A 24102-nucleotide genomic window follows, 5' to 3' on the forward strand; every position below is an offset into this window, starting at 1 on the left:
ATGAACTGGGTGATGCTGCGGTGCCCGGTTTTGTGGGGCAGGTCGCGGTCGGCGATCTCGACGATCTGCCGGTCGCCGGCGAAAGTGAGTCGGGCGATGGCGCGTTCGGTGTCGGCGGCGAGGTCGACGAGCTCGGCATCGGAGCATTGTGTCAGGTCGACGGTCTGCAGTTCGGTGGTGATCCGGTGTAGTTCTTGTACGAGTTCGGAGGCGCGGGTCGACGGCACGACGTCGGAGTTCGAGATCTCGATCAAGACGGTCACCCCCCGATGCCGCTGGTGCGAATGTATGTTCGAACTCGACTGTACTCGCTATTGCGTTGTGGTGCAACGAGAATCCGGACGGCTCACCGCCGAAGAACTTGTCGGTGGGTTGGTGTAAAGGGATGGAATCCCGCTACCGGCCTTTACCTCAAGGAAAGAGGATCGACCGGAACGCCTGCGGAATGCGCGACCATCCCGGCCGTGCCGCGTAGTGGGTGAGGGCTTCCGAAGCAGAATTGTTCGACTTCGAGGTGACATAGACCGGCGACGCCGGGGCGATGGTCGATTCTCCGCCCAACCACGACCGCGCGAAGGGGCGGAAGGAACCGTAGACCACCGATCTCTCCGGGTTGGGAATCAGCAATCCGTTGTGCACCACGCCGATTCCGCTGCCCACGTCGTCCAGGGTGTTTCCCGGGTAGGCGCCCCAGCTGAGCGTCGGCGACAGAAACGCGAACGCCGCCCAGCAGTTCACCCCGATCGCTCCGTAGTGCAGCTCGGCGAGCGACTCCTCGAGACGGGGCCCGAGGTCCTTGCGATCGCGTGGGGCGATGATGACACTGGCGCCGAGCTGGCCGTCGAGCCTGGTGTTCGCGAAGTGCACGGCGTCGCGCAGGAATGCGGCTCCGGTACCGGGTAACTCGGTGTGTCCCAACACCAGGGTGAAGAACTCCGTTGTGTACATGGCGTCGGATGTGGAGTCGTCGACCTGGACGAGCAGTCGGCCACCGTGGTGTTCGGCGTGCGGATACTCCTGCTCGGCGAGGCTCATCTTGCGGTCGCTGCCCGGATACCACGGTGCCCGCGGCGGGATCTTGTCGAGGAGTGAACGGATCGCGTCGAGGAACTGCGAACGTTGGGGCCACGAGGAGCTCAGGATGAGCGGCTGACCTGCGATGCAATTGTGTCCGGCATTGTGGATTCGTTGAGTGACAACATGTTCGGCCTGGTACCTGATGTCGGCATCGGACCACTTGCCGGGAACGACGATCATCGGTGACACGCCACCGAGTTCGCTGGTGATCGGCTTGGTCAACAGCGGGGTTCCCTCGGCTCGACGTCGTTCCCCCTCCTCCCCGGGACCCCACACGATCGCGTCATGCGCGGCACGGCTACCGGTGATGTGCACATGGCTGATGCCGGGATGTGAGGTCAGATACTCGCCGGTCTCGATGTCGCCGTTGACGATTCGCATCACGTTGGCTTCGATGAGCGGCGCGAACGCCTCGAAATAGATCCCGTGTAGATCGCGAAAGGTCGGATTGAGTTTCAGGATCGACGCCCGGTTGTACGCCACGAGTTCGTAGAGCACGTCATAGGGGCCGATCAGCGTGGCGTTTCCGGCCCCGAGGACGAGGCCGACTCCGCCGGAGTCACCGGGGGTGAGGGTGCCGAGACCGGCGCCGGCGCGGACTTCGCCGAAGCCGACCCCCGGTGGCATCCAGATCTCGCCGGCCAGACCGTGGAACAGCAGTGCTTCCTGCAGTCCGAGCGGCATGGCCTTGAAGGTCAATCGCCCGCCCGGTGCGCTGCCAGTGCGGATGCCGTCCACCGGGCTCCCTCCGGCAGCGACCACGCGTAGGGTCTTCGCGAGCCTGGTCAGCCCGGCCATGATGATGTACGGACCGGACAGCCACTCCTCGCCACGCACCGATGGGGGGTGGACTTGATGCGGATCGCGACCTCCGCCCAGCGTCGACTGACCTTGTCGACGGCCGTTCGCGTGCGTAGGAGCAGATCCGCGCGTTCTTCGAGCGGCATCGCCGTCCAGGTGGCGACGCCCTGCGCGAGCTCGTCCAGCATGCCGTCGAGTTCGGCATGCGCCGGCGGAGAAACCCCGGCCGTCATGACGTCCAGTGTCGCACCGCGCGTGGTGGGTGGCCAGACCCACGAGCGAACTCCTCGGCACGGGTCAGCCGCCGGAGACGATGCGTACGTCTGGTAGGTCTTTATCCAGACTCACCGATCGAAGGAGATCTCCATGGACGTCGCAGGCAAGGTTGCCATCGTCACCGGCGGTGGGGGTGGGATCGGTGGTGCGCTCGCGCACGCCCTGGTCGAGGCGGACGCGAAGGTCGTGGTCACCGACCTCGACGCGGCGTCGGCGGACAGTGTCGCCGATGCACTCGGCGACTCCGCCGTCGCGATCGCCGGTGATGCCTCGAGCGACGACCACATCGACGCGGCCGTCCGCCTGGCCGAGTCCACCTTCGGGCCGGTCGACCTGTACTTTGCGAACGCCGGTATCGGACGTGGTGGCGGCCTGGACACCGACGAGGCGATGTGGGATCTGGCGCTCGACGTCAACCTGCGCAGCCACATCCGGGCGGCGCGTCGTCTCGTGCCGGAGTGGGTCGAGCGGGGCGGCGGCTACTTCGTCAGCACGGCGTCGGCTGCCGGACTGCTCACCCAGATCGGCAATGCGCCGTACTCGGTCACCAAGCATGCCGCCGTGGGTTTTGCCGAGTGGCTCAACATCACCCACGGCGACGACGGTGTGCGGGTCAGCTGTCTGTGCCCGATGGGCGTCGACACCAAGCTGCTCCGGCCCGAGGACGACTCGGCCACGCCGGACCAGAAGCTGATGCAGAAGGCCGTCGAGACCGCCGGTGAGGTCCTGACCCCGGGTGCGGTCGCCGCGATCGTGCTGGAAGCTGTTGCCGACGAACGATTCCTGATCCTCCCGCACGCCGAGGTGCTGGACATGTATCGGCAGAAGGGCGCCGACTACGACCGCTGGCTGCGCGGTATGCGCCGCTACCAGCGATCCCTGACCTGAGGCGCTACTCGAAGTACCGGCGCGGAACGTCGACGAGCATCGTCGTGATGTCGGCCTCGCTGACGCCGCGTTCACGCAGCGCGGGCAGGACGTCATCGCTGATGTGGCGATAGTTCCACTTGGGCAGCGCCTGCTTCTTCGCCTCGTGGTCGAACCAGTCGATGAAGCACGACGCGTCGTGGGCGAGTGCCATGCGGTCGGCGTAGCCGCGCTTGCACAGTTCGGCGACCGTGTTCACGCGGTCCTCGAACGGCAACAGCAGATCGAGACCGAATCGGTCCATGCCCAGGATGGAGCCGGCGTCGGCGATCTTCATCAGGTAGTCGAGGTCGACGCTGTCGCCGGAGTGGCCGATGACCACCTTCGTGAGATCGGCACCCTCCTCGGCCAGCACCCTCTGTGCCACCAGACCCGACTGGGTGTGCGGGTTGGTGTGCACGGTGATGGGTGCACCCGTCTGCGCGCTGGTCTGCCCGACGGCTCGCATCACGCGTTCGACGCCGGGCGTCAGGCCCTGCTCCTCGATGGCGCACTTGAGGAATGCGGCGCGTACGCCGGTGTCGGCGATGCCCTCGGTCAGGTCCTTGGTGAACAGATCCACCAGCGGTTCGGGCACGTCGAAGAGCAGGCCGGGACCGGCGTAGTGGAACTGGAAGGGTATGTCGTTGTAGGTGTAGAGCCCCGTCGCGACGACGATGTTGAGGTCGATCTGCTCGGCGATCCGCTGGATGCGCGGAATGTACCGGCCGAGACCGAGAACCGTGGGATCGAGGATGGTGTCGATCCCGAGTTCCTTCAGTTCGGCAAGGTCGTGAACGGCCTCGGCGACCTTCGCGTCCTCGTCCCAGTCGTCCTGGTAGTTCTGCCGGAATTCCTCGCCGACGATGAAGACGTGTTCGTGCACAAGCACTTTGCCGAGTTCGGCGGAATCGACCGGGCCTGCGGCGGTGTGGACGGTGGCCACGAGAACCTCCTCGCCGGGTCGCCTCGTTGCGCACCCGCTGGGCCGACCCTAACCGACCGACCTCAGGCCTGTACGACGTTTCGACGGCACTCGAGACGTAGATCGATGAGTTCCGGATGGGCGCCTGGTCTGTCATCGTGACGACAACGCAGTCCCCGCGAGCACAGGAGCATTCCGATGGGAAAGATCCACGTCCACGAATTCATCACCCTCGACGGCAGTTACGAGAACCCCGGTTTCACGATGCCGTACGGGTTCACCGACCGGATGAGCGAGGTGGTGGGCGGTTTCACCGGCGCGTGCGATGGCATCCTGTTGGGCCGCAAGACGTTCGAGATGTTCGGACCCGCCTGGTCGGAACGCACCGTCGACGACGACCCCGGTGCGCCGTTCTTCAACGAGACCACGAAGTACGTCGTGTCCGGCACGCTCGACGAGGCGGCGGGCTGGCAGAACTCCGAGGTCATCGGGGCGTATGACCCGGAGAAGATCGAGAAGCTCAAGAACGAACACGACCTGTACATCAGCGGCAGCGGCACTCTCGTCCGAGCTCTGCTGCACGACAAGCTGATCGACGAACTCCACCTTCTCGTCTACCCGGTGGTGCTCGGCACCGGCGCACGCCTCTTCGACGGCCTCGCCGACCTACCGCTCACGCTGGTGGAGACGGAATCCTTCGACAACGGCGTGGTGCACCTGTCCTACTCGTCCACCGGCGAAGGCGTCAGGTGAGTTCCATCGCGCTGAGGAGCAGCTGCGCCACCTCGGCGTAGGCGCGGTGCTCCGCCTCGCAGAACGCGATCTCCTCGTCGCCGAGTTCGGCCTTGCGGGCCGAGGCGAGGTTGTCCATCCACTCGCGCATCTCGGCGGCGCAGATGTCGAAGAACTCGTGGACACGTTCGGGATCGCGCCGGCACGCGATGAGCACGGTGGTCGGGGACAGCTTGTTCCCGGGCTTCTGGTTGACGCGCAGCAGCGCCAGCAACGCTCCGGGAAGGCGTTCGCCGCGACACCGGTGTGCGGCTTTCCGGCCGCCCTCCAGACGGGCGATCATCTCCGCGCGGGCCGAGCCGGCGAACTCGTCCCAGCGGCGCAGCGCGGCGTCGAGATTGGCGGGGCTGAACACGGCGACGTCGAGGCGACGTTGCGCGTACACGAGGCCGTTGCGGACGACCACGGCGATCTCCGGCCAGCGCGGCGAGAACTCGGAGACGAGCATCCCGAGGACCGACGGGGCCGGCACCGCCGAACTCAGAATCGTCACGATCTCCAGCGCGCGTGCGTCGCGCGTGGGCCGGAGGAGCGACGTGCCCGACGACCGCAGGAAGATGGCCTTGCGGGGGCTGATCACCACCGGCCGGCCCGCCGCCGCCATCGCCGCCCGGACGAGCTCGACGAGATGGTCCTTGGACTGCGGCACGACCCCGGTCTCGGCCGGTGCGTCGAGCGGATGGGCCAGCGAGGCGAAGCGGATCGTGTCGGCATTGGTGGTCTCCGGGTCGAGCGCGTGCGCACCCAACTCGCGGCCGTGACCGTCGGCTCCGGAGGCGTGGTCGGTGGACTCGGCGTCGGCCGACCCCGACGTCAGTTGATGCCGGGAGTAGGACGGGTCGCCGATGCTGACGAAGGACGGGTGGATGACTCCCCAGACCTCGCGGAGCGCTCGTACCGCCGCGCGTGCGAGGTCACCGAAACGGTGGTCGGCGACCTCGTAACAGAAAGCGCTGCGACCCTCGAGCCGGCACCAGCCCCGGTCGACGATGAAGGTGGCCTGCCGCATCCAGCGGTCCTTGTCGGTCCACGTCAGATCGCCCGCGGAGATGGTGCAGCGCAACCGGTCCTCGTCGGCGACCGCGAACGTCATCCGCCTGCGCCAGCCACCGGCCGCGGCCTCGACCACGGTCAACGACTGACCGGGCGCCAGCTGCGGCACGCGGTCCGCGAGGGTGTCGGTGAAGTCCCGCCATGCCGCCTCGACGACGGCATCGAAATCGGGGGACATTCGCACTCCTCAAGCTGGGGTCCTCGTGAATGACGGCCGCCGGCGAACCCGCGGAACTCGAATATTACGACGCCTTCCTGACACCCGGGTGAGATCTACAGCCGAGAGGAATGCCTCCTCGATTCGTCCCTCGCCGCTTCGGGGCAGTCGGATTCGCGGTAGGCCGAATGCCAGGGGAGTCGACGGTCGAGGTAGTCCGCACAGGTCAGCCGCGAGTGTCGTGGTGTGAGACCGGTCAGCGACTCCCACGTCACCGAGTTGACGATCCGAACGGCGGCCGACCCCATGCGGGTCGGGTGCCACGTGTCGGCGGACTCGAGCGGACCGATCACCCGGGCGACCGCGGTGCGCGGTGGGGTGCGGGCCTGCTCTGCCCGCGAGATGTCGCAGAGGACGCAGGTACTCGCCGACGCGTGGTGGCGGCGTCGTGCCCAGGATTCGGCCCGCATCGGAATCACCGTGAGTTGCACGAGCGTTCCGCGCGGATCGGGTCCCCGGCTCGTGTGGGTCGACGGCGCGACCAGTTGCCGGTGACCGCCCGTACCCGTCCGGTACGACGCCAGGGTCTGTTGCGTGGGCACCTCGATGTAGTCGTCGGTGTCGAAGTCGGGCGTGCCGGTGAACACCTTCCCGCTGATCGCGTTGACCCCGTCCACGCCGATCATCACCAGGAACGGGTGCTGATGCGGCGAGGAGAAGTCGATCCACGTCGCTTCGGACTGCCACATCGGGATCACGGCGTCGGCGTCACCCGTCGGAGAGCCCTGCGCGAGACGCAGCGTGGTGTCGGCGGTGAGTCCGGCCCGTTCGGTCAGATCACCGGCGCGCAGTGTCCGGGGAAAGGTGACATGCAGACGGGCGTCGGATCCCAGCTCGGGGAAGGTGAAGGTCAGCGTGCCGTGATCGGTGGTGAGGGTCATGCAATGCTCCGATGGAATGCCCGGGCGGGGTCGCGCGCAGGAGACCCCCTACCGATATAGCTCACGCACCACCGTCGCGCCCGCGTACGGAACCGAAATCCTCCGGATGGACTACCCGGAATGCGCCAGGTGGGGAAGCGGTGTCGTGCGCGCGGTCACTTGGCCGTCGGGCGACTGTCGGCCGCGTCGTCGGAGAGGACGACGACACGGAGCGCGGCGCGCAGATTGTGGGTCGTCGCACGCCAGGCGTCGGCTTCATGACGGCATGCGTCGGCTTCGGCCGCATCGGAGGCCGCAGTCGCGTCGGCCGCCGAGCGTCGCCAGCTGAGGTACTGCTCCTCACAGGTGTGGATGAACGAGAGGATGTCGGCCTGGTTGTACCGGCAGATCTTCGCGACCTCGCGGGCGCTCAGCGACCGGCCGTCCGGGTCGAGTTCGAGCAGCGTCTGCAACGCATCCGGCAGGCGTTCCTCGGTCTCGGGACGAACCGGCGTCGCGCTCTGCGTGATCTGCTCGATGACGTTGGGCGCGCAGTCCGCGAGGAAGCTGAACCACTCGGCGAGCGCAGAACTCAGGTTGTGGGGGTGGAAGACCGCGCATTCGAGGGTCAGTGTCGCGAACACCTCGTTCTGGAGGAGGTGCACCCGGACCGCAGAACCCATCGTCGGCTGGGCCGCGACGATGTCGGCCGCACGTCTGCGGTCGGTGATGTCACCGGCCAGGCGCGCGAAGAACTCGAGACGGGGCGCGTCCGAACGGGGGCTCAGCCACGACGAGACGGGCTTGGTCGGGAGGGCGATGTCGCCGTCGGCGTCGGTCTGGATCCGGCAGCCGGTCAGGTCTTCGAGCGAGCCGACGAGCAGCGCACGCAGGTGATCGTCGTCGAAGGGCTGGACGGCCACCTCGATCTGCGGTTCCGCACGTGCCGCGGGAGTGTGGTCCAGGAATGCCGGGTGCACGACCTCCCAGACCTGACGCAACGTGGCCACCGTCGCATGGGCGAGTTCGTCGACGCGTCGACGGCCCACCTCGTAGATGTGGGTGCGGTTGCGCAGCCGACGCCAGCCGAGCGCGTCGAGCATCTCGAGATGTTCGAGGAAGTACTCCTCGGTAGGGTGCAGATCGGTGTCGTCGATGGTGCACCGCAGGCGGTTCGAACCGGTGAGGGTGAAGCGCAGTCTGCCGTGAGGACCTTCGGGGATCAGGGGATCCTGCTGGATGGTGAGTGTCGAACCGGGGGTGAGGTTGGCCAGGCGGTCGCCGACGTGAAGCTGGAATGTGCGCCAGGCGTCATCGATGTTCGAGTCCACGGTGAAGTCGGTTGTCATGTCGACTTCCTTTCTCGTGCGCTGAGATCGAAAGTGCCCAGTGCTGCGGGGTGCAAAACGTGCGTCGGGTTGCGGTCGGTGTCGATGGGGACGAGCAATCCGGATGAGCCGGCTCAGACGATGACCGACCGCGAACCTCTTCGGGACCAGGTTAGGTGACCGCGGAGACATTGTTGGTCGGTTGATCAGACCTGATGCTGGAACCGTACCGCGCCCGGGGTCAACCGGCTGACTCAGCAGGCGGTAATGCCAGGAACGCGGGCATAACAGCAGGTCAGAGCAGGTCGACTTTCATGCGGCCGGCGACGAGTAAGGCACCTCCGCCGGCGACTCCGGTGCCTGGCCGGGCTCCTCGGGTGGCGGGACGTACTCGCTGGTGGTCGGTTCGGTGGTCGTCGGTGTCTCGGTATGGGTTTCCGCCGGTGGCGGAGCCTCGTAGGTCGACGCGTCCGCCGGCGGGGCCGACCTCGGGATCTCCGGCGGTACGGCGGTCTGGGATGCGGGGCTCTCGGATTCGGACTTCGGGGACGCGGGATTCTCGGACGAACCGGACGACGGCGCCTCGGACGAACCCGATGCACCGGAACCCGGCTGCTCCGACGAGTCGGAGGCGGCCGGCAGGCCGTTGTTCTTTGCGGCACGCTCTACGACGGCCGGCGCGGCGGCCGGGTTGCCGGCCTCGAGCAGTCCGTTGCGTTCGGCGTCCTCGTCGGTGCCCGCCGCGAAGGGGGTGTTCAGGTCAGCCGGAGTGGGCAACGGTTCGGAAAGAGGTGGCAGTCCCGACAGATCGAGCAGTCCGCCCATCGTCCGAGGCAGGATCTCGCCGGTGAGGAAGTTCAACAGCTGCAGGACCGACCCGCTCGTCCCCGCGACCGGTGTGGGTGCGCCCGGAACGATCGTCGACGTCCGGCTGACCGCGGTGACGTTCTGGTTGTTGTAGGCGATGCGGGTGACCTCGCGGCTCTGGTAGCCGGACCACGGCTGACCTTCGAGCCGGTAGCCGCCGAGGGGTGCCGAGACCGGTGGTGCAAGGGGATTGCCGCTCGAGCACATCGCGCGCGGGACACCCGCCGCGTCGACGTACACCGACGTGCCGCGCTGCAGGACCGACTGGAACGGTTCGGCCCGCCCCGACGTGTAGGTGTGGTTCGTGACCCAGGTGTCGGCGGTCAGGACCACCGGGGTGAGGGTGTTGAGGTAGTGCGGGATGGCGGCGGTGCTGATCCCGAAAACGCTCGTCCAGGCGGCGGCCGTCGCCGGATCGGCCATGAGCCGGTCGCTGAGTGCCGCGGTGTCGCACGCGGAGGTGTCGCCGGTCGCGTACAGACCGGCCTCGGTGCCGTTGACCGCGCGGCCACCCAGGTCGGGGGCACCGACGCTCGCCGAGAGAGCGACGTTTCCCGGCAGGTTCCCCGCACCGGCGACGAGCACCGGGTCGGTGAACGGATCGACGCCGGGATCGTTCGCCGCGGCCAGCGTGAGGCCGGGTACGTAGATGTCACCCTTGCGGGCCTTCACGACGAAGACGATCCCGGCGGCGAGCACGAGGGCCAGGACGACGACGATCGCACCGAGAACGAGTGTGAGGGCCCGCCGGTTCTGGGGCTGGGGAGGGCTCGCACCGAACGGCGTCGAGGGATGGATCGGGAAACCGGGCGGATAAGTCATCGGGGCGAACTCCTCTTGCCGACGCGCCGGCGACAACGGACGCGGTCGTGGCGGGCGGAGGCGCTCGCCGAGTTCGAGTATCAGCGGCGCGTCGGACGCCAGGCAAGGCCTGACCAGCGAAGATCGGTCATCTGCGGCCAAATCTCGACCGTTCGGACCACTCGGTGTAACACCGCGATCGACGGACCCGACAAACCGGTCTGGGTCCGGGGGACAGGCGTCCCGCTCAGATCCGCCCGAACACCATCGAGTCGTCGATCTTGCTGATGCGGTGGTCGATCGCGTCGCGGTAGTAGTTGTGGCGGACCTTCCAGTGCCCGTGGGTGCCCGACTTCGGCAACGCGTCGGGCGACCGCTCGACGTATCCGGCCTTGAGATCCCACAACGGTTGAGATGGCATCGGCTCCGAACCGAGATGCGGGTAGGCGTGGGTGTAGCCGTTCTCGCGCATGTACTTCACCAGGTTCGCCACCGACCGCGCCGTCATGTCGGCGCGCAGCGTCCACGAGGCGTTCGTGTAACCCACCGACCAGGCGAGATTGGGGACGTCCTCGAGCAGGTGGCTCTTGAAGACGAAGCGGTCGTGTGGCTTCACCTCGTCACCGTCGACGCGCAGGCGCGTGCCGCCGAACCCGAGCAGCTGCAGACCGGTGGCCGTGACGATGATGTCGGCATCGAGATGCCGTCCCGAGGTCAGGCGCACGCCGGTCTCGTCGAAGCGGTCGATGTGGTCGGTGACCATCTCGATCGATCCCTCGGTGATGCCGTTGAACAGGTCGGCGTCGGGAACCAGGCACATGCGTTGGTCCCACGGGTTGTAGGTCGGGTTGAAGTGGATGTCGACCGGATAGTCCTCGGGCAGGTTCGCGGCGACGTTGGCGCGGATGAGTTTCCGGCCGAGCTTCGGGAAGCGGTGGGTGAGATGCACGATCGCCGCGGTCTGCGTCGCATAGCGCAACCGGATCGCCCGGTGGGCGGCGGCGGGCGGAAGCAGTTTCTTGAGGGCCGGTGCGAGGTAGGCCTTCTGCTTCGACGAGAAGATGTACGACGGTGAGCGCTGCAGCATCGTCACGTGGGCGGCCTGGTCGGCGAGGTTCGGGATGAGGCTGACCGCCGTCGCGCCGCTGCCGATGACGACGACGCGTTTGCCGCGGTAGTCGAGATCCGCCGGCCAGTGCTGCGGATGGATGATCTGCCCGGTGAAGTCCTCGGCGCCCGCGAACCGGGGTGTGTAGGGCTGGTCGTAGTCGTAGTAGCCCGTCGCGAAGACCAGGAAGCGGCAGCGGTAGGTCTCGGACCGCTTGTCCTCCCCGTCGCCGACCTCGACGCCCAGCGTCCACGTGTCGGTCGACGAATCCCAGTCGGCGGTCAGCACGTGCTGTGAGAACCGGATCTGATCGGCGATGCCGTACTTGTGCGCGGTGTGCTCGATGTACTTCCGGATGTCGTCGCCGTCGGCGAGTGCGCCGGGTTTGCGCCACGGCTCGAACGGATAGCTGAGCGAGTAGATGTCGCTGTCGGAACGGACCCCGGGGTATTGGAAGAGGTCCCACGTGCCGCCCACCCGAGCACGCCGTTCGAGGATCAGATAGTCGGCGTCCGGGTTCTGCTCACGCAGGCGATACGCGCAGTCGATGCCGGACAGACCGGCCCCGATGATGATGACATCGCGTACGCGGGTGTCGGGATCGCTTGCTGGGCGGGCGGGGTCGATCGCGGTCACAGGAACCTCCTCCGTGGGATGCCTCGGGTGGTGTCATCATGCAACACTTGTCATCAGATGTGAACGGAATCACACCGACTGTCACGACGATAGGCCTCCGGCCGACGACCCGGGGCCGGGGGGACGGCACATGACGCAGGACAAGCCCACCTACTGCCGGATCTGTGAGCCGCTCTGCGGGATGATCGCCACCGTCGACGGTGATCGGCTGGTCTCGCTGCGGCCCGACAAGGACCACCCGCTGTCGAAGGGGTTCGCCTGTCCCAAGGGCATCGCTTTCGCCGAGATCGTCAACGACCCGGATCGTCTGCGTCATCCGCTGCGTCGACGCCCCGACGGCGACTTCGAACAGATCTCCTGGGACACCGCCCTGGCCGAGATCTCCGACCGTCTCCGCGAGGTCCAGCGCGCACGGGGCAGCGACGCCGTCGGCTGGTACTTCGGCAATCCCGCGACGTTCTCCACCGGGCACGTCCTGTGGGCCGCGGTCTTCATGAACCTGCTCGGGACACCGCATGTGTACTCGGCGGGATCGCAGGACGTGAACAACCGCTTCGTGGCGAGTCACTTCCTGTACGGCAACCCCGTCGCCGCTCCCATCCCGGACATCAACCGGGTCGACTACCTGATGATCATCGGCGCCAATCCCGTTGTGTCGCACGGCTCGGTGATGAGCTCGCCACGCATCCGCGAGGGGCTCAACGCGATCACCGGGAGGGGCGGCACCGTTCTCGTCGTCGACCCGCGGCACACCGAGACCGCCCGCGAATTCGATTGGCTGCCCATCACCCCCGACACCGATGCACTGTTCCTGCTGTCGCTGCTGCAGGTGATGTTCGACGAGGGATCGGTCGACGAGGAGCGGTTGCGGCGCCGGGCGCGCGGGGTCGACGACTTGAAGGCGATGGTGGCCGGCTATGCGCCGGAGGTGACCGCGGCCCGCACCGACATCCCGCCGGAGAAGGTTCGGGAGATCGCCCGGGCCCTGGTCTCGACCGAACGCGCCACCGTCTACGGACGCGTCGGGACGTCCCTGGGCCGGACGGGCACGCTGACGACCGCACTGCTCGACATGGTCAACCTCGTGGCCGGCAATCTCGACGTGGTCGGAGGGTCGATGTTCGGCGACCTCGGTGTCCCCGGACAGCGACTGGGTGTGGCTGCACTCCAGCGGATTTCGAGCTTCGCCTGGGCGGGGCGGCGCAGCCGCGTCGGGAACCTGCCCCAGGTGTTGGGCACTGCGCCGGCGTCGTTGATGGCCAAGGAGATCACCACGCCGGGAAAGGGACAGTTGCGTGCGCTGTTCGTCAGCGCGGGCAACCCGGTGCTCTCGGTACCCAACGGCGACGAACTGCGCGCTGCGCTCGACGACCTCGATCTCCTTGTGTCGCTGGACATCTACCGCAACGAGACCAACGCCCACGCCGACTACATCCTGCCGGCCACCACGATGTACGAACGCGAGGATTTCCTGCTCCCGTTCCAGGCGCTGTTCACGACGCCGTTCAAGCAGGCGACCGAGGCGGTGATCCCGCCTCAGGGCGAGGCGCGTGAGGAGTGGACGGTGATCAACGACCTGATCGGAGCGCTGTCGAGGCGGAATCCGCTGCTCGGTGCGTTCCACCTCGTCAACGTCGTCACGCGACGTCTCGGACGGCCGGTGACCCCGCGCGTGGTGTCCGACCTGGTGATCCGGATGGGCCTGGGCGGTGATCGATTCGGTCTACGACGCGACGGGGTGACCTATCGCAAGCTCGTCGAGAGGTTCCCGCACGGGATCGTCGTGGCCGACGGTCTCGCTCCCGGGCAGCTGAGAAAGACGGTGACGTTCGCGGATCGGCGAATTCGGCTGGCGGCACCGGAGTTGATGGACGAGGTCGAGCGGCTGACCGTCGACCCGGACGAGCAGTATCCGTTGCGGCTCATCGGTATGCGGGAGATCCGCTCGGAGAACAGTTGGCAGCACAATGCGCCGATGCTCCTGCGCGGAGGCCGGTCGCACGCGGCCCGGATGCATCCCGACGATGCGAACCCACGCGGTCTCGGCGAGGGTGACCTGGTGACCGTCGCGTCACGCCACGGCCGGATCTCGTTGCCGGTGACGATCACCGAGGACATCAAGCCCGGTGTGGTCGCGATCCCACATGGCTGGGGACACAACGGTTCCGGCGGTTGGACCCGTGCGAACGCGGCTGCCGAGAACGACCTCGGTGCCGGCGGGGTGAACGTCAACGCCCTGATCTCCTCGGACCCCGCCGATCTCGAACGTCTGGCGGGGATGGCGAACATGACCGGGGTGCCGATCCAGGTGTCCGCACTTACGGCCGATCGCGCCGCCGACGAGATGGCCGACTACTGAACGCACACACGACGGTTCCCTGGACGAGCGGCGTGCTCGTCCAGGGAACCGGCGTGTGCTTCCTCGTACCGGACCGATGGGATCGGTGATCAGCCGGCGGCAGGCGGCGTCAGGACGGTGTCGATCATGTAGACCTGCGCGTTGGCGGTCGCGACGCCACCGCAGACCACGCTGCTCGTGTCGTTGACCTTGAGCATGTCCGGCGACCCGGTCACCGTCAGGGTCTGACCCTCGAGTGTCTTGTGTTCACCGACGACCTTGTCCGGCGCGGCCTGACCCGAAACCACATGGTAAGTGAGGATCTTGGTCAACAGCTCCGAATCGGTCTTGAGCTGCTCGACGGTTTCGGCCGGCAGCTTGGCGAAGGCGTCGTCGGTGGGTGCGAAGACGGTGTACTCACCGTTGTTGAGTGTGTCGACCAGGTTCACCTGCGGATTCAGTTGCCCGGACAAGGCCTGCGTGAGCGTCTTCAGTTCGGGGTTGTTCGATGCGGCAGTGGCGACCGGGTCCATTGCCATCCCGGAAACCGAGCCTGCGCCAGAGGGGTTGGCCGAAGCGTAGTCCGCACAGCCGGGGCCGACCGGTCCGGTGGCGGTGTCGGCGGACTCGCTGGTCATTTCCGTCATGGCACCGGTCGTGGAAGTGCTGCTGTCCGAGTCGGAGTCGCTGGAACACCCGGCAACGACGCCGACGGCCAACACCAGCCCGGACGCCGCGACCACGAGGCGCTGAATTCGTTTGATGGCCATGGCCCATCCAATCTAGTAGGTCGTGGCCCGACCGTCTGGCCGGACTCACGACGTCATTCGCTGCTCTGGTCGTTGCGGATTGCTCCGGTGTCGGATTGGTCCAATCCGAGTGCTGTCGGTGAGCGAACTCCAGTCGGAAGAAACGGAGCTGACGATGGTGCGAGTGTTTCGGGAGTCGACTGTGCGGGCAGCGGTGTCCGGTGTCGTAGCGGTGGCGGGCGGCCTGGCGGTCGGCGAACTCGTCGCGGTAAGTGTCTCGCAGTTCGCGTCTCCGTATCGCGCGGTCGCGGCGTTTCTCGTCGACCATGCGCCTTCATTCGCCCGCGAGTTCGCGATAGACCGCTTCGGAACGGCGGACAAGCCGGTGCTGCTGGCAGGCATGGCGCTGGTGATTCTGCTGATCGCCGTGACTGCCGGAGTGTTGCAGGTCAAGCGCCCGCCCGTCGGGGTGCTGATCGTCGTGGCCTTCGCGGCTGTCGGCGTGGCTGCCGCGTTGACCCGTCCCACGGTGGAGGTGTCCTACGTCGTTCCGCCGGTTGCCGCCGGCCTGGTGGCGGTAGGTGTGCTGGTGGTGCTGGGGCGCGGGAGTGCCGTCGGGAACGTGTCCGAAGAGGATGCGTCCCGCTCAGGGGGGTGGTCTCGCCGCCAGTTCGTCGGTGCGGTCGGGATCGTCGTCGTGACGGGTGCGGTGTGCGCCGGCCTGGCCCGGCGCGCCGCGGACACCGGTGGCGCTCTCGCGGAACGCGTGCGGCTTCGGTTGCCGCGCACGACTTCTGCGAGCAGGCCGGTCCCGCCGGGTACCGAGTTGCGGATCGATGGTGCGACACCGTTCATGACCGGCAACCGCGAGTTCTACCGGATCGACACCGCGCTCCAGGTCCCGCAGCTGACCACCACGGATTGGCGGTTGAGGATTCACGGGATGGTGGACCGCGAGATGACACTGAGATGGGACGACCTGCAGTCGATGCCCGCGATCGAGCGGATCATCACGCTCACCTGCGTGTCCAACGAGGTGGGCGGCGACCTCGCCGGGAACGCACGCTGGCTCGGATACTCGATGCGCGACATCCTCGCCGAGGTCGGGGTACACGCCGACGCAGATATGCTGCTGGCCACCAGCGTCGACGGATGGACGTCGGGAAGCCCGCTCGAGGCGATCCGGGACGGCCGCGATGCGCTGCTCGCCGTCGGCATGAACGGCGAACCGCTACCCCTCGAGCACGGATACCCCGTGCGGCAGTTGATCCCCGGTCTCTACGGTTACGTGTCGGCGTGCAAGTGGGTCGTCGACTGGGAGATCACCCGCTTCGATCGCGCCGAGGCCTATTGGACCCAGCGGGGCTGGGGCGTGCGGGGACCGATCAAGACGGCGTCGCGGATCGATCGGCCCGCACCGCTGTCGACGACGCCCGCGGGACCGGTGGTCGTCGCGGGCACCGCGTGGGCGCAGCATCGGGGTATCCGTTCGGTGGAGGTCCGCGTCGACGACGGACCATGGAATCCGGCCGAGCTCGCCACCGAGTACTCGACCGACACCTGGCGGCAGTGGACATGGATCTGGGACGCCACGCCCGGCCGACACACGTTGTACTGCCGCGCGACCGACGCCACCGGCGCGACGCAGCCCGAAGAGCGGGTGCCGCCCATCCCGGAGGGCGCGACCGGTTGGCACAGTCGGGCGGTGACCATCGAGTGAGCTACTGCACCCACTCGGCGTCGGCCCAGTCCTGACCCTCCGAGATCGCGCCCATCGTGGTCTGCCCGTCGAGCGCCTCCCGGATGATGTCGGCGTGTCCGCAGTGGTGGGAGGTCTCGCGGAGCAGGTGAAGGATCATCGTGCGGATCGTGGACCACTCGCGCTCGGGTGCCCACGGCGCGGTGGGTTGAGGGATCAGTTCGTCGAGACTCTCGGCGTCGGCGATCACGCGGTCGAGTCGAGCGGCGTTGCGGTCGTAGGCCTCCAACCACCCGGCCAGGGTCTCGCCCTCGGTCAGCTCGTATTCGGTTGTCGCCCGGCTCATGTCGAACTCGGCGTTTTCATCCCGCTCGGTGATGACGTCGGCGGCGTTCTCCTCACCGTGGGCGAGGTGCTTGATCAGGGCGCCGATTGTCAGCGTGCTGACCGTGCTCTGCTTGCGTGCCTGCTCGTCGGAGAGGTTGCGGGCGGCGATCTTGAGCAGGTTGCGCTGGTCCTGCAAGAGGGTGAGAAGTTCGCGCTTCTCGCCGATGACATCGACGCTGAGTTCTGCGGGGGTGTAGGTGCTCATGATGCTCTCCGGTTCGTCGTGGGTAGCTCGTTCGTGCTGGTGAGAACCACGTTATGAGCCATTGAGGACAACTCCGGTCCTCGTCCCCACGTCTTCTGCAGCCGAGCCGGACGGCTATTTCGGTTGAGCGGAGGTGGCCCGTACCCGACGATGGGCGCCATGACATCCCCACTCGGCGCGCTCACCCGCAAACCCGATCGCGCGACTGATCGTGCAGCCCTCGACGAACTCCTCGACGAGGCGAAAGTCGGGACGCTCAGTACCGTCGTCGACGGCCTGCCGTGGTCGGTGCCGATGCTGTTCGCCCGCGACGGCGACGCCATCGCGCTCCACGGATCGACCGGGGCGGGAGCCCTGCGTCATGTCGCGGCGGGAGCGCCCGTGACGTTCACGGTCTTCGCGATGGACGGCCTCGTCATCGCCGACACCCTCTTCGATCACTCCGCCAACTACCGTTCGGCGGTGGTGCGGGGCACGCTCGAGCTGGTAGACGACGCGAGGTCGGCGCTGGAGGTGTTGTCCGACAAGCTCATTCCGGGTCGAGTTGCCGAGGTGTGAGAGACCACGCGGAAAGAACTCGCGGCCACCGTGGCTCTGCGACTACCGATCGTCGACGGCCAGTGGATCGCCAAGGCCCGCACCGGCGGACCGGGCGTCGAGTCGTCGGACTGGACCGGCGTCGTACCGATGAGAACGGTCTACGACGAACCGATCACGTATTCGGGTGCGACGCCGCCGGATTCGGTGCTGGCGTTGACCAGACGGCCTATCGGGTGATGAGGGGTCCCCGGCCGACGGGTCACCCGGGGGTGAATGACCCGTCGGCCGTGACGGTTCGCGACGGTGCGAACCGAAATCGGGGTGACCGGGCCAGCCGGATTGCGGCAGCCGGCCACGGCACCTCGATGGTCACGCGGCCCAGCGAAAGGGGGGCACCCGCTGGGTCGCGCGTCATGGCCGCGTCGTCTTCGATCACCGACGAACGCGGTCGGTCTATCCCTTGCGCAGCAGGAACCGCTGGATCTTGCCGCTGGGCGTCTTGGGGAGGGCGTCGACGAAATGCACGGTGCGCGGGTACGCGTGGGCGGCGAACTCGCTCTTCACCAGCTGCTGCAGCTCCTTCTCGAGGGCTTCGGTGCCCTCGACGCCGGGGGCGAGCACGACGAACGCCTCGATGACCTCGCCGCGCAGTTCGTCGGGGCGTCCGACCACCGCGACGTCGATCACCGACGGATGCGTGATGAGCACGCTCTCCACGTCGAAGGGGCCGATTCGGTAGCCGGCCATGATGATCACATCATCGTCGCGCGCGGTGAAGAAGTAGCGTCCTTCCTCGTCGGCGCGTCCGGTGTCGCCGGTCAGGTACCAGCGGCGGTCCTCGGTGAACCGTGCGGCGGTCTTGTCCGGGGCGTCGAGGTAGCCGGAGAACCACATGAGGGGGCTGGCGGGGACGTCGATCGCGATCTGGCCGTCGACGACGCCGGCGGCGAAGCCCGGCATCGGCTTGCCCATGGAACCGGGGACGAGCGCCTCGTGGACGTCGTCGTGCCAGTGGTTGTTGATGAACATGCCGTGCTCGGTCTGGCCGTAGTGGTCACGGACCTCGGTGCCGAGTGCCTGCTGGGCCCAGCCGATGACGTCCGGGGTCAGCGGCTCGCCGGCCGACGACGCGCGTCGCAGCGAGAAACCGGTGATCCGCGGGTCCTTGCTCAGCGAGCGGTAGACGGTGGGTGCGGCGGCGAAGTTGGTGACGCCGAGACCGCCGAGGATCTGGGCGGTGAGTTCCGGGCTGAAACCGGCGTGGAGCAGCAGGTTTCGGCGGCCGGCGGCCAGCGGGCCGAGGATGCCGTAGTAGAGGCCGTACGCCCAGCCCGGGTCGGCGGCGTTCCAGAACACGTCGTCGGCGCGGACGTCGAGCCCGTAGTGCATGTAGGCGACGAACGATGCGAGCGCCTTGACCGGCACCGGGACGCCCTTCGGTGCACCGGTGGTGCCGCTGGTGAACAGCAGGATCAGCGTGCCCTCGCCGCCCACGGCCACCGACTCGGCGATCGGATCGTGCGAGTCCACCAGCTCCTCGAACTGCTCGCCGGCGATGATGGCCTGGATGCCCTCGACGCCGTCCAGCTTCGACGCCTGGCTCGGCTCGGTGATCACGACCTTCGCGTTTCCGGCGCGCAGCCGCATCTCGATCGCAGGGGTGGCGAACGCGGTGAACAGCGGGATGTAGACGGCACCCAGGCGGGCGATGGCCAGCAGCGCGACGACGAGCTCCTCGCGCTTGCCCATGAGGACGCCGACGGTGTCACCGCGACCGACGCCCAGGTCGGCCAGTGCCGACGCGAAGCGCTTGGACCGCTCGGCGAGGTCGCCGTAGGTCACGTCCGTGGTCACCGGCACCGGTGCGGAATCGGCGTCGGCGGAGGCCTCGACCTCGATCACGGTGAACGCCACCGCGTCGGGATCCTGACCGTCGACGAGGAGTGCCGCCGCGTTCGCGTCGGGCGCCCCGTAGATTGCCAACCAGCGGTCGACCATGTCGGTGGGGGTCGTCGTCGCCTGTGTCATCGTGAACCTCGCTCTTGACTGAGTAAGCTGGGTCACAGTGTGACCGCCGTCCGTAGTCCCTGCCACCCTCCGAAGAGGGGGATAGAAGAGGTGAGATGCCCGAGCCGCTGAGCGGGATCGTCACCGACGCGTTGCGACGGGTGCGCACATCGAGCGGAGTGCCGCTGGCCTTCGCCGGCGTCGTCAACAATTCGACGAGTCTGCGTCTGCAGCATTTCGCCGGTAAGCATGTGGGTGCGCTGAATGGGCTGTCGGTCGATGTCGGGCACGGACTGGGCGGCAAGGTGGTGGCGCTGAACCGCCCGATGGTGGTCGAGGACTATGTGCGGACCCCGCACATCACCCACCGCTACAACACCCTCATCGAACGCGAGGGCCTGCGCGCGATGATGGCCGCACCGATCATCGTCGATCGCACGCCGGTCGCGGTCATCTACGGCGCGCTGCACACCCCCGATCCGATCGGCGGGCGCATGCTCGACGTCCTGGCCGCGGAGGCCCGCGCCGTCGAACAGGAGATCGTGGCCTCCCGGACCCGGCTGGAGCAGGGTGCACAGAACGAGGACGAGCTGCGCGACCGCATGACCGCCGCGTACGCACGCCTGCGGTCACTGGCCGACACCGTCGACGACGCCCGCCTCTCCGAACAGCTCACCGCCATCACCGAGGTCCTGCTCGCCGAGGCCGCCGCCGACTCATCCGCGGTCGAGCTCACCGGACGCGAGCAGGACGTGCTGTCGCTCGCGGCCCTCGGCTACTCGAATGCCCGCATCGCCGAGGCGCTCGGCCTGACCGTGCACACCGTGAAGAGCTATATGAAGGACGCGATGCGGAAGCTCGGCGCGTCGTCGAGGCTCGAAGCCGTGGTCGTCGCGCGACAGGCAGGCCTGCTGCCCTGATCGCCCGCGATCGGTGGAGATCGTGGGGTTTGACGCGCATGTCTGCCACCGGATCGGGGTATCCCTCGGCTTCATGCGACTGTTTTCGGCGATCCTGCTGAGCCTCGGACTGACCTCGGCCCTTCTCGTGGCGGCACCCGCCGACGCTGCGCCGACGACGGTCTGCGGATCGACGCTCACCTCTGCCGACCGTGCCCGCATCGTCGAGCTGAGCTCGTACGACGCCGGGTCGCGGGAGCTCCCGCTGGTCCAGCTTCGACGAAACGTCGAGCGGCTCTACGGAATCGTCGACATCCTCACCGAGAACGACGACCGTCGCGGATTGTTCGCGCTCGGGCTGGCGTCGGTCGAACGCGACGCGGTGATGCCGTTGCAGAACCGGCCGCAAGTCTTCCAGACCCCGGGCTGGGCACCGGTGATCAGCCTCGAACTCCTCAACCGCTTCCTCGACGCAGTGCGCGAGGAGTTCAGCGGGCGTCCGGTTCCTGCACAGTGGCGGCATTACTTCGACATGGCCGCCGACTGCCGCGTCCCGGGTCAACGAGTCGCGATGGCCGGCTACAACGCACACATCACCGTCGACCTGGCCTATGCGACCGCCGACTCCCGGGCGACGACGACCAACGCCCGTGACTTCTTCTTCATCGTCGACTCCATTGCTGCGCACGGTAATTCGATCGTGACGTCGACGAACCGCGAGTATGGGGTCGACCTCGGGCCGGTCCTTCGCTTCTACGTGCTGGGGGAGGGGCTCGACCGGGTCGCCGGTGCCGGCCGCGCAACCGGTCCGATGCTGCGGGCGGCGGATGTCGGCTACAACGTGCTGACCTTCCGTAACGGGCTCGCGCTGCAGGACCGGAACATGGTCGCGGGGGCTCGTGGTGACGTCCGTGGACTGTGGAACACCGGCGAGACCGCGCTGACCGCCTTCCAGGACGCCGGGCTCATCCGCTGACTGCTTCCGCTCGTTGAGCCACGGCGTCGTGTGCTCGTTGAGCCGGTAGCGAGCGCGAGCGAGCCACCGCGTTGTTTCTGCTCGTTGAGCCGGTAGCGAGCGCCAGCGAGCCACCGTGTCGAAGCGAGTATCACGCAAGTGTGCGCGGCCCCGGAATAGATCCGGGACGGTCGCAGTTGAAGACCTCGACGGTGACGGATTCATGCCCCGGGCCTCACCCCATTTGCCGCTTCGAGCGGCCACTCGCCGAGAGGCGCACTGACCGGCATCGTCCATCAACACGCCGAAGCCGCCGACCCTTCTGGGCCGGCGGCTTCGGTGCTGTTCGGGCTGCTCCTCGAGCTGCGGTCTCAGTGGTTGCGCAGCTTCTCGACCAGCTCGTCCTTCTTCAGATCGGAATACCCGCTGATGTCGAGTTCCTTCGCGCGCTTCTTGAGCTCGTCGACGGTCCAGTCCTCATAGGAACCGGATTTGCCGCCGCTGTGGCCCACGTCCGACCGGGAACTGTTGGCCGCGGCGTTGGCGATCCGCGCGGACTTCTCCTTCGAGTTTCCCTCGTCGCGCAGCTTCTCGTAGAGCTCGTCGTCCTTGACCGATGGTCCCGGGTCACGTTTCTTCTCAGCCATCGTCTGCCTCCTCGTGGTCGACACGAATGGTTCTCCCATGTGGCGTGCCCGACGACGGATACAACCAAACCTGGCGGCCCGACCGGGTTCCGTCGAGCGGTTCCGTCGTTGACCACTACTGGTGAACGATGTTGACCATGAGTGGACGGTCGATACGCGTACCGATAAGGTTGTGGCGATGTGTCCGGTGAGGGCGAATCACGTCGTCGCGACCGGGAGCACAGCCGAGCAAGAAACGCTGACAACGCAGTTGCGGAAGGAACCAACGCATGTCTCAGACAGTCAAGGGAGTCATCTCGCGCAGCAAGAAGGCGCCGACCGAGGTCGTCGACATCGTGATCCCGGACCCGGGTGCGCGCGATGTCGTCGTGTCGATCAAGGCCTGCGGTGTCTGCCACACCGACCTCGCCTACCGCGAGGGCGGCATCAACGACGAGTACCCCTTCCTGCTCGGTCACGAAGCCGCCGGTGTCGTCGAGTCGGTCGGCTCGGATGTCACCCATGTCGAGGTCGGCGACTTCGTCGTCCTGAACTGGCGTGCGGTCTGCGGTCAGTGTCGCGCGTGTAAGCGCGGCCGTCCGTGGTACTGCTTCGACACCTTCAACGCCAGCGTCCCGATGACTCTGACCGACGGCACCGAGCTGACCCCGGCGCTGGGCATCGGCGCCTTCGCCGAGAAGACCCTCATCCACGAATTGCAGTGCACCAAGGTCAATCCCGACACCGACCCGGCTGTCGCCGGTCTCCTCGGCTGTGGAGTCATGGCCGGTATCGGCGCCGCCATGAACACCGGCAACGTGGGCCGCGGCGACTCGGTCGCCGTCATCGGTTGCGGCGGTGTCGGTGACGCCGCGATCGCCGGCGCCAAGCTGGCCGGTGCGACGACGATCATCGCGATCGACCGCGATCCGTCGAAGCTCGAGTGGGCCAAGGACCTCGGCGCGACCCACACCATCGACGGCAGCAAGGTCGACGACGTGGTCACCGCGGTCCAGGACCTGACCGACGGCAACGGCGCCGACGTCGTCATCGACGCGGTCGGCCGCCCGGAGACCTACAAGCAGGCCTTCTACGCGCGCGATCTCGCCGGCGTCGTCGTCCTGGTCGGTGTGCCGACGCCGGAGATGACCCTGGAGATGCCGCTGGTCGACTTCTTCTCGCGCGGTGGCGCACTGAAGTCGTCGTGGTACGGCGACTGCCTGCCCGAGCGCGACTTCCCGATGCTCATCGACCTCTACGAGCAGGGCCGTCTGCCGCTCGACAAGTTCGTCACCGAACGCATCGGCATCGACGACGTCGAGGCCGCGTTCTCGGCGATGGAGGCCGGCAAGGTCCTGCGTTCGGTGGTGGAACTCTGATGGCCGGGCTGCGTATCGACAACGTCGTCACCTCGGGCACCTTCAGCCTCGACGGCGGCACGTGGGATGTCGACAACAACGTGTGGCTCGTCGGCAACGACGACGAGGTCATCATCATCGACGCCGCGCACTCGGCGGCCCCGATCCTCGAAGGTGTCGGCGACCGCACGGTGAAGGCGATCGTGCTGACCCACGGTCACAACGATCACGTCACCGTTGCGCCGGAGCTGTCGGAGGCCACGGGTGCGCCGATCCTCCTGCACCCCGGAGACGACATGCTCTGGAACGACACCCACCCCGGGGTGTCGCATCAGGATCTCGAGGACGGCCAGAAGATCAGCATCGCCGGTACCGAGCTGACGATCATCAACACACCCGGCCACTCGCCGGGTTCGTCGGTGATCCACCTGCCCGAGGCGGGCGTGCTGTTCTCCGGTGACACCCTGTTCCAGGGCGGACCGGGAGCGACCGGACGCTCGTACTCGAGCTTCCCGACGATCATCGCCTCGATCACGGAGAAGATCTTCACCCTCGACCCCGAGACCAAGGTCTACACCGGTCACGGCGACGGCACGACGATCGCCGCCGAGGCACCCCATCTCGAGGAGTGGATCAAGCGCGGCAGCTGAGCCGCGAGGAATCGACCGGAGAGACCCGGCGCGGACCGCCTG

20 protein-coding genes and 2 pseudogenes are annotated in these 24102 nt (G+C 67.3%); 9 read left to right on the forward strand and 13 right to left on the reverse strand.

From position 1 onward, the window contains the following. The 3 genes and pseudogenes from NWF34_RS15685 to NWF34_RS15695 form a co-directional block, all read right to left on the reverse strand. Positions 1 to 227, reverse strand: a pseudogene (locus NWF34_RS15685) (HNH endonuclease); the annotation flags it as partial. A gap of 184 nt (positions 228 to 411) precedes the next feature. Further along, on the reverse strand, positions 412 to 1914 hold the full coding sequence (locus NWF34_RS15690; RefSeq protein WP_258325459.1) for an aldehyde dehydrogenase family protein: 1503 nt from the start codon (positions 1912 to 1914) through the stop codon (positions 412 to 414). Further along, entirely contained in the window at positions 1863 to 2111 is a 249-nt protein-coding gene (locus tag NWF34_RS15695) for a hypothetical protein (RefSeq protein ID WP_258325460.1), read from the reverse strand. The genes NWF34_RS15690 and NWF34_RS15695 overlap by 52 nt, the downstream gene beginning before the upstream one ends. A gap of 133 nt (positions 2112 to 2244) precedes the next feature. Between NWF34_RS15695 and NWF34_RS15700 the strand changes: the two genes are divergently transcribed. Next, on the forward strand, positions 2245 to 3042 hold the full coding sequence (locus tag NWF34_RS15700) for an SDR family oxidoreductase (RefSeq protein ID WP_258325461.1): 798 nt from the start codon (positions 2245 to 2247) through the stop codon (positions 3040 to 3042). A gap of 4 nt (positions 3043 to 3046) precedes the next feature. On the opposite strand, the gene NWF34_RS15705 is transcribed toward NWF34_RS15700, so the two are convergent. Continuing rightward, the gene (locus NWF34_RS15705; protein ID WP_258325462.1) at positions 3047 to 4006 is read right to left on the reverse strand and encodes a phosphotriesterase; all 960 of its coding nucleotides are present in this window, start codon (positions 4004 to 4006) and stop codon (positions 3047 to 3049) included. 177 nt (positions 4007 to 4183) lie between these two features. Between NWF34_RS15705 and NWF34_RS15710 the strand changes: the two genes are divergently transcribed. Next, entirely contained in the window at positions 4184 to 4738 is a 555-nt protein-coding gene (locus NWF34_RS15710; protein ID WP_258325463.1) for a dihydrofolate reductase family protein, read from the forward strand. On the opposite strand, the gene NWF34_RS15715 is transcribed toward NWF34_RS15710, so the two are convergent. From NWF34_RS15715 to NWF34_RS15735, 5 genes are all read right to left on the reverse strand, one after another. Further along, positions 4731 to 6008 carry a hypothetical protein gene (locus NWF34_RS15715; RefSeq protein ID WP_024498926.1) on the reverse strand — a complete coding sequence of 426 codons (1278 nt, stop codon included), beginning with the start codon at positions 6006 to 6008 and terminating at the stop codon, positions 4731 to 4733. The genes NWF34_RS15710 and NWF34_RS15715 overlap by 8 nt on opposite strands. 95 nt (positions 6009 to 6103) lie before the next feature. Then, positions 6104 to 6928, reverse strand: a complete 825-nt coding sequence (locus NWF34_RS15720; protein WP_024498927.1) for a hypothetical protein — start codon at positions 6926 to 6928, stop codon at positions 6104 to 6106. Positions 6929 to 7083: 155 nt separating this feature from the next. Beyond that, positions 7084 to 8256, reverse strand: coding sequence for a hypothetical protein (locus NWF34_RS15725; RefSeq protein ID WP_024498928.1), 1173 nt, complete (start codon positions 8254 to 8256; stop codon positions 7084 to 7086). Between the two features lie 291 nt (positions 8257 to 8547). Beyond that, a complete protein-coding gene (locus NWF34_RS15730) occupies positions 8548 to 9924 on the reverse strand; it encodes a DUF6777 domain-containing protein (protein ID WP_024498929.1) in 1377 nt (458 codons plus the stop codon). A 226-nt stretch (positions 9925 to 10150) separates the two neighbouring features. Continuing rightward, positions 10151 to 11647 carry an NAD(P)/FAD-dependent oxidoreductase gene (locus NWF34_RS15735; protein ID WP_024498930.1) on the reverse strand — a complete coding sequence of 499 codons (1497 nt, stop codon included), beginning with the start codon at positions 11645 to 11647 and terminating at the stop codon, positions 10151 to 10153. A 130-nt stretch (positions 11648 to 11777) separates the two neighbouring features. Here NWF34_RS15735 and NWF34_RS15740 point away from each other — a divergent pair, with 130 nt between their 5' ends. Beyond that, entirely contained in the window at positions 11778 to 14006 is a 2229-nt protein-coding gene (locus NWF34_RS15740) for a molybdopterin-dependent oxidoreductase (protein WP_258325464.1), read from the forward strand. Positions 14007 to 14095: 89 nt separating this feature from the next. Here the strand turns inward: NWF34_RS15740 and NWF34_RS15745 are convergent, their stop codons facing one another. Beyond that, positions 14096 to 14755 (reverse strand): fasciclin domain-containing protein, encoded by a 660-nt coding sequence (locus tag NWF34_RS15745; protein ID WP_258325465.1) that lies wholly within the window; start codon positions 14753 to 14755, stop codon positions 14096 to 14098. Between the two features lie 154 nt (positions 14756 to 14909). Here NWF34_RS15745 and NWF34_RS15750 point away from each other — a divergent pair, with 154 nt between their 5' ends. Next, positions 14910 to 16454, forward strand: a complete 1545-nt coding sequence (locus NWF34_RS15750; protein ID WP_258325466.1) for a molybdopterin-dependent oxidoreductase — start codon at positions 14910 to 14912, stop codon at positions 16452 to 16454. Position 16455: 1 nt separating this feature from the next. Here NWF34_RS15750 and NWF34_RS15755 read toward each other — a convergent pair whose 3' ends face one another. After that, positions 16456 to 17025: a DinB family protein gene (locus tag NWF34_RS15755; protein WP_258325467.1), complete on the reverse strand. Its 570-nt coding sequence runs from the start codon at positions 17023 to 17025 to the stop codon at positions 16456 to 16458. Positions 17026 to 17184: 159 nt separating this feature from the next. Between NWF34_RS15755 and NWF34_RS15760 the strand changes: the two are divergent. Beyond that, positions 17185 to 17802, forward strand: a pseudogene (locus tag NWF34_RS15760) (pyridoxamine 5'-phosphate oxidase family protein). A 216-nt stretch (positions 17803 to 18018) separates the two neighbouring features. Here NWF34_RS15760 and NWF34_RS15765 read toward each other — a convergent pair. Then, positions 18019 to 19593 (reverse strand): AMP-binding protein, encoded by a 1575-nt coding sequence (locus NWF34_RS15765; protein ID WP_258325468.1) that lies wholly within the window; start codon positions 19591 to 19593, stop codon positions 18019 to 18021. A 95-nt stretch (positions 19594 to 19688) separates the two neighbouring features. Between NWF34_RS15765 and NWF34_RS15770 the strand changes: the two genes are divergently transcribed. Beyond that, the gene (locus NWF34_RS15770) at positions 19689 to 20492 is read left to right on the forward strand and encodes a LuxR C-terminal-related transcriptional regulator (protein ID WP_258325469.1); all 804 of its coding nucleotides are present in this window, start codon (positions 19689 to 19691) and stop codon (positions 20490 to 20492) included. Positions 20493 to 20565: 73 nt separating this feature from the next. After that, positions 20566 to 21447, forward strand: coding sequence for a DUF5995 family protein (locus tag NWF34_RS15775; protein WP_258325470.1), 882 nt, complete (start codon positions 20566 to 20568; stop codon positions 21445 to 21447). 350 nt (positions 21448 to 21797) lie between these two features. On the opposite strand, the gene NWF34_RS15780 is transcribed toward NWF34_RS15775, so the two are convergent. After that, a complete protein-coding gene (locus NWF34_RS15780) occupies positions 21798 to 22073 on the reverse strand; it encodes a Rho termination factor N-terminal domain-containing protein (protein ID WP_006438464.1) in 276 nt (91 codons plus the stop codon). 269 nt (positions 22074 to 22342) lie between these two features. Between NWF34_RS15780 and NWF34_RS15785 the strand changes: the two genes are divergently transcribed. Together NWF34_RS15785 and NWF34_RS15790 are read left to right on the forward strand one after the other, a co-directional pair. Continuing rightward, positions 22343 to 23431 (forward strand): S-(hydroxymethyl)mycothiol dehydrogenase, encoded by a 1089-nt coding sequence (locus NWF34_RS15785; RefSeq protein ID WP_024498939.1) that lies wholly within the window; start codon positions 22343 to 22345, stop codon positions 23429 to 23431. Further along, positions 23431 to 24060, forward strand: a complete 630-nt coding sequence (locus NWF34_RS15790; protein WP_258325471.1) for an MBL fold metallo-hydrolase — start codon at positions 23431 to 23433, stop codon at positions 24058 to 24060. The genes NWF34_RS15785 and NWF34_RS15790 overlap by 1 nt, the downstream gene beginning before the upstream one ends. Positions 24061 to 24102: the final 42 nt, after the last annotated feature.

It is taken from the genome of Gordonia sp. GONU (genome assembly GCF_024733855.1).
Taxonomy (GTDB): Bacteria; Actinomycetota; Actinomycetes; order Mycobacteriales; family Mycobacteriaceae; genus Gordonia; species Gordonia amicalis.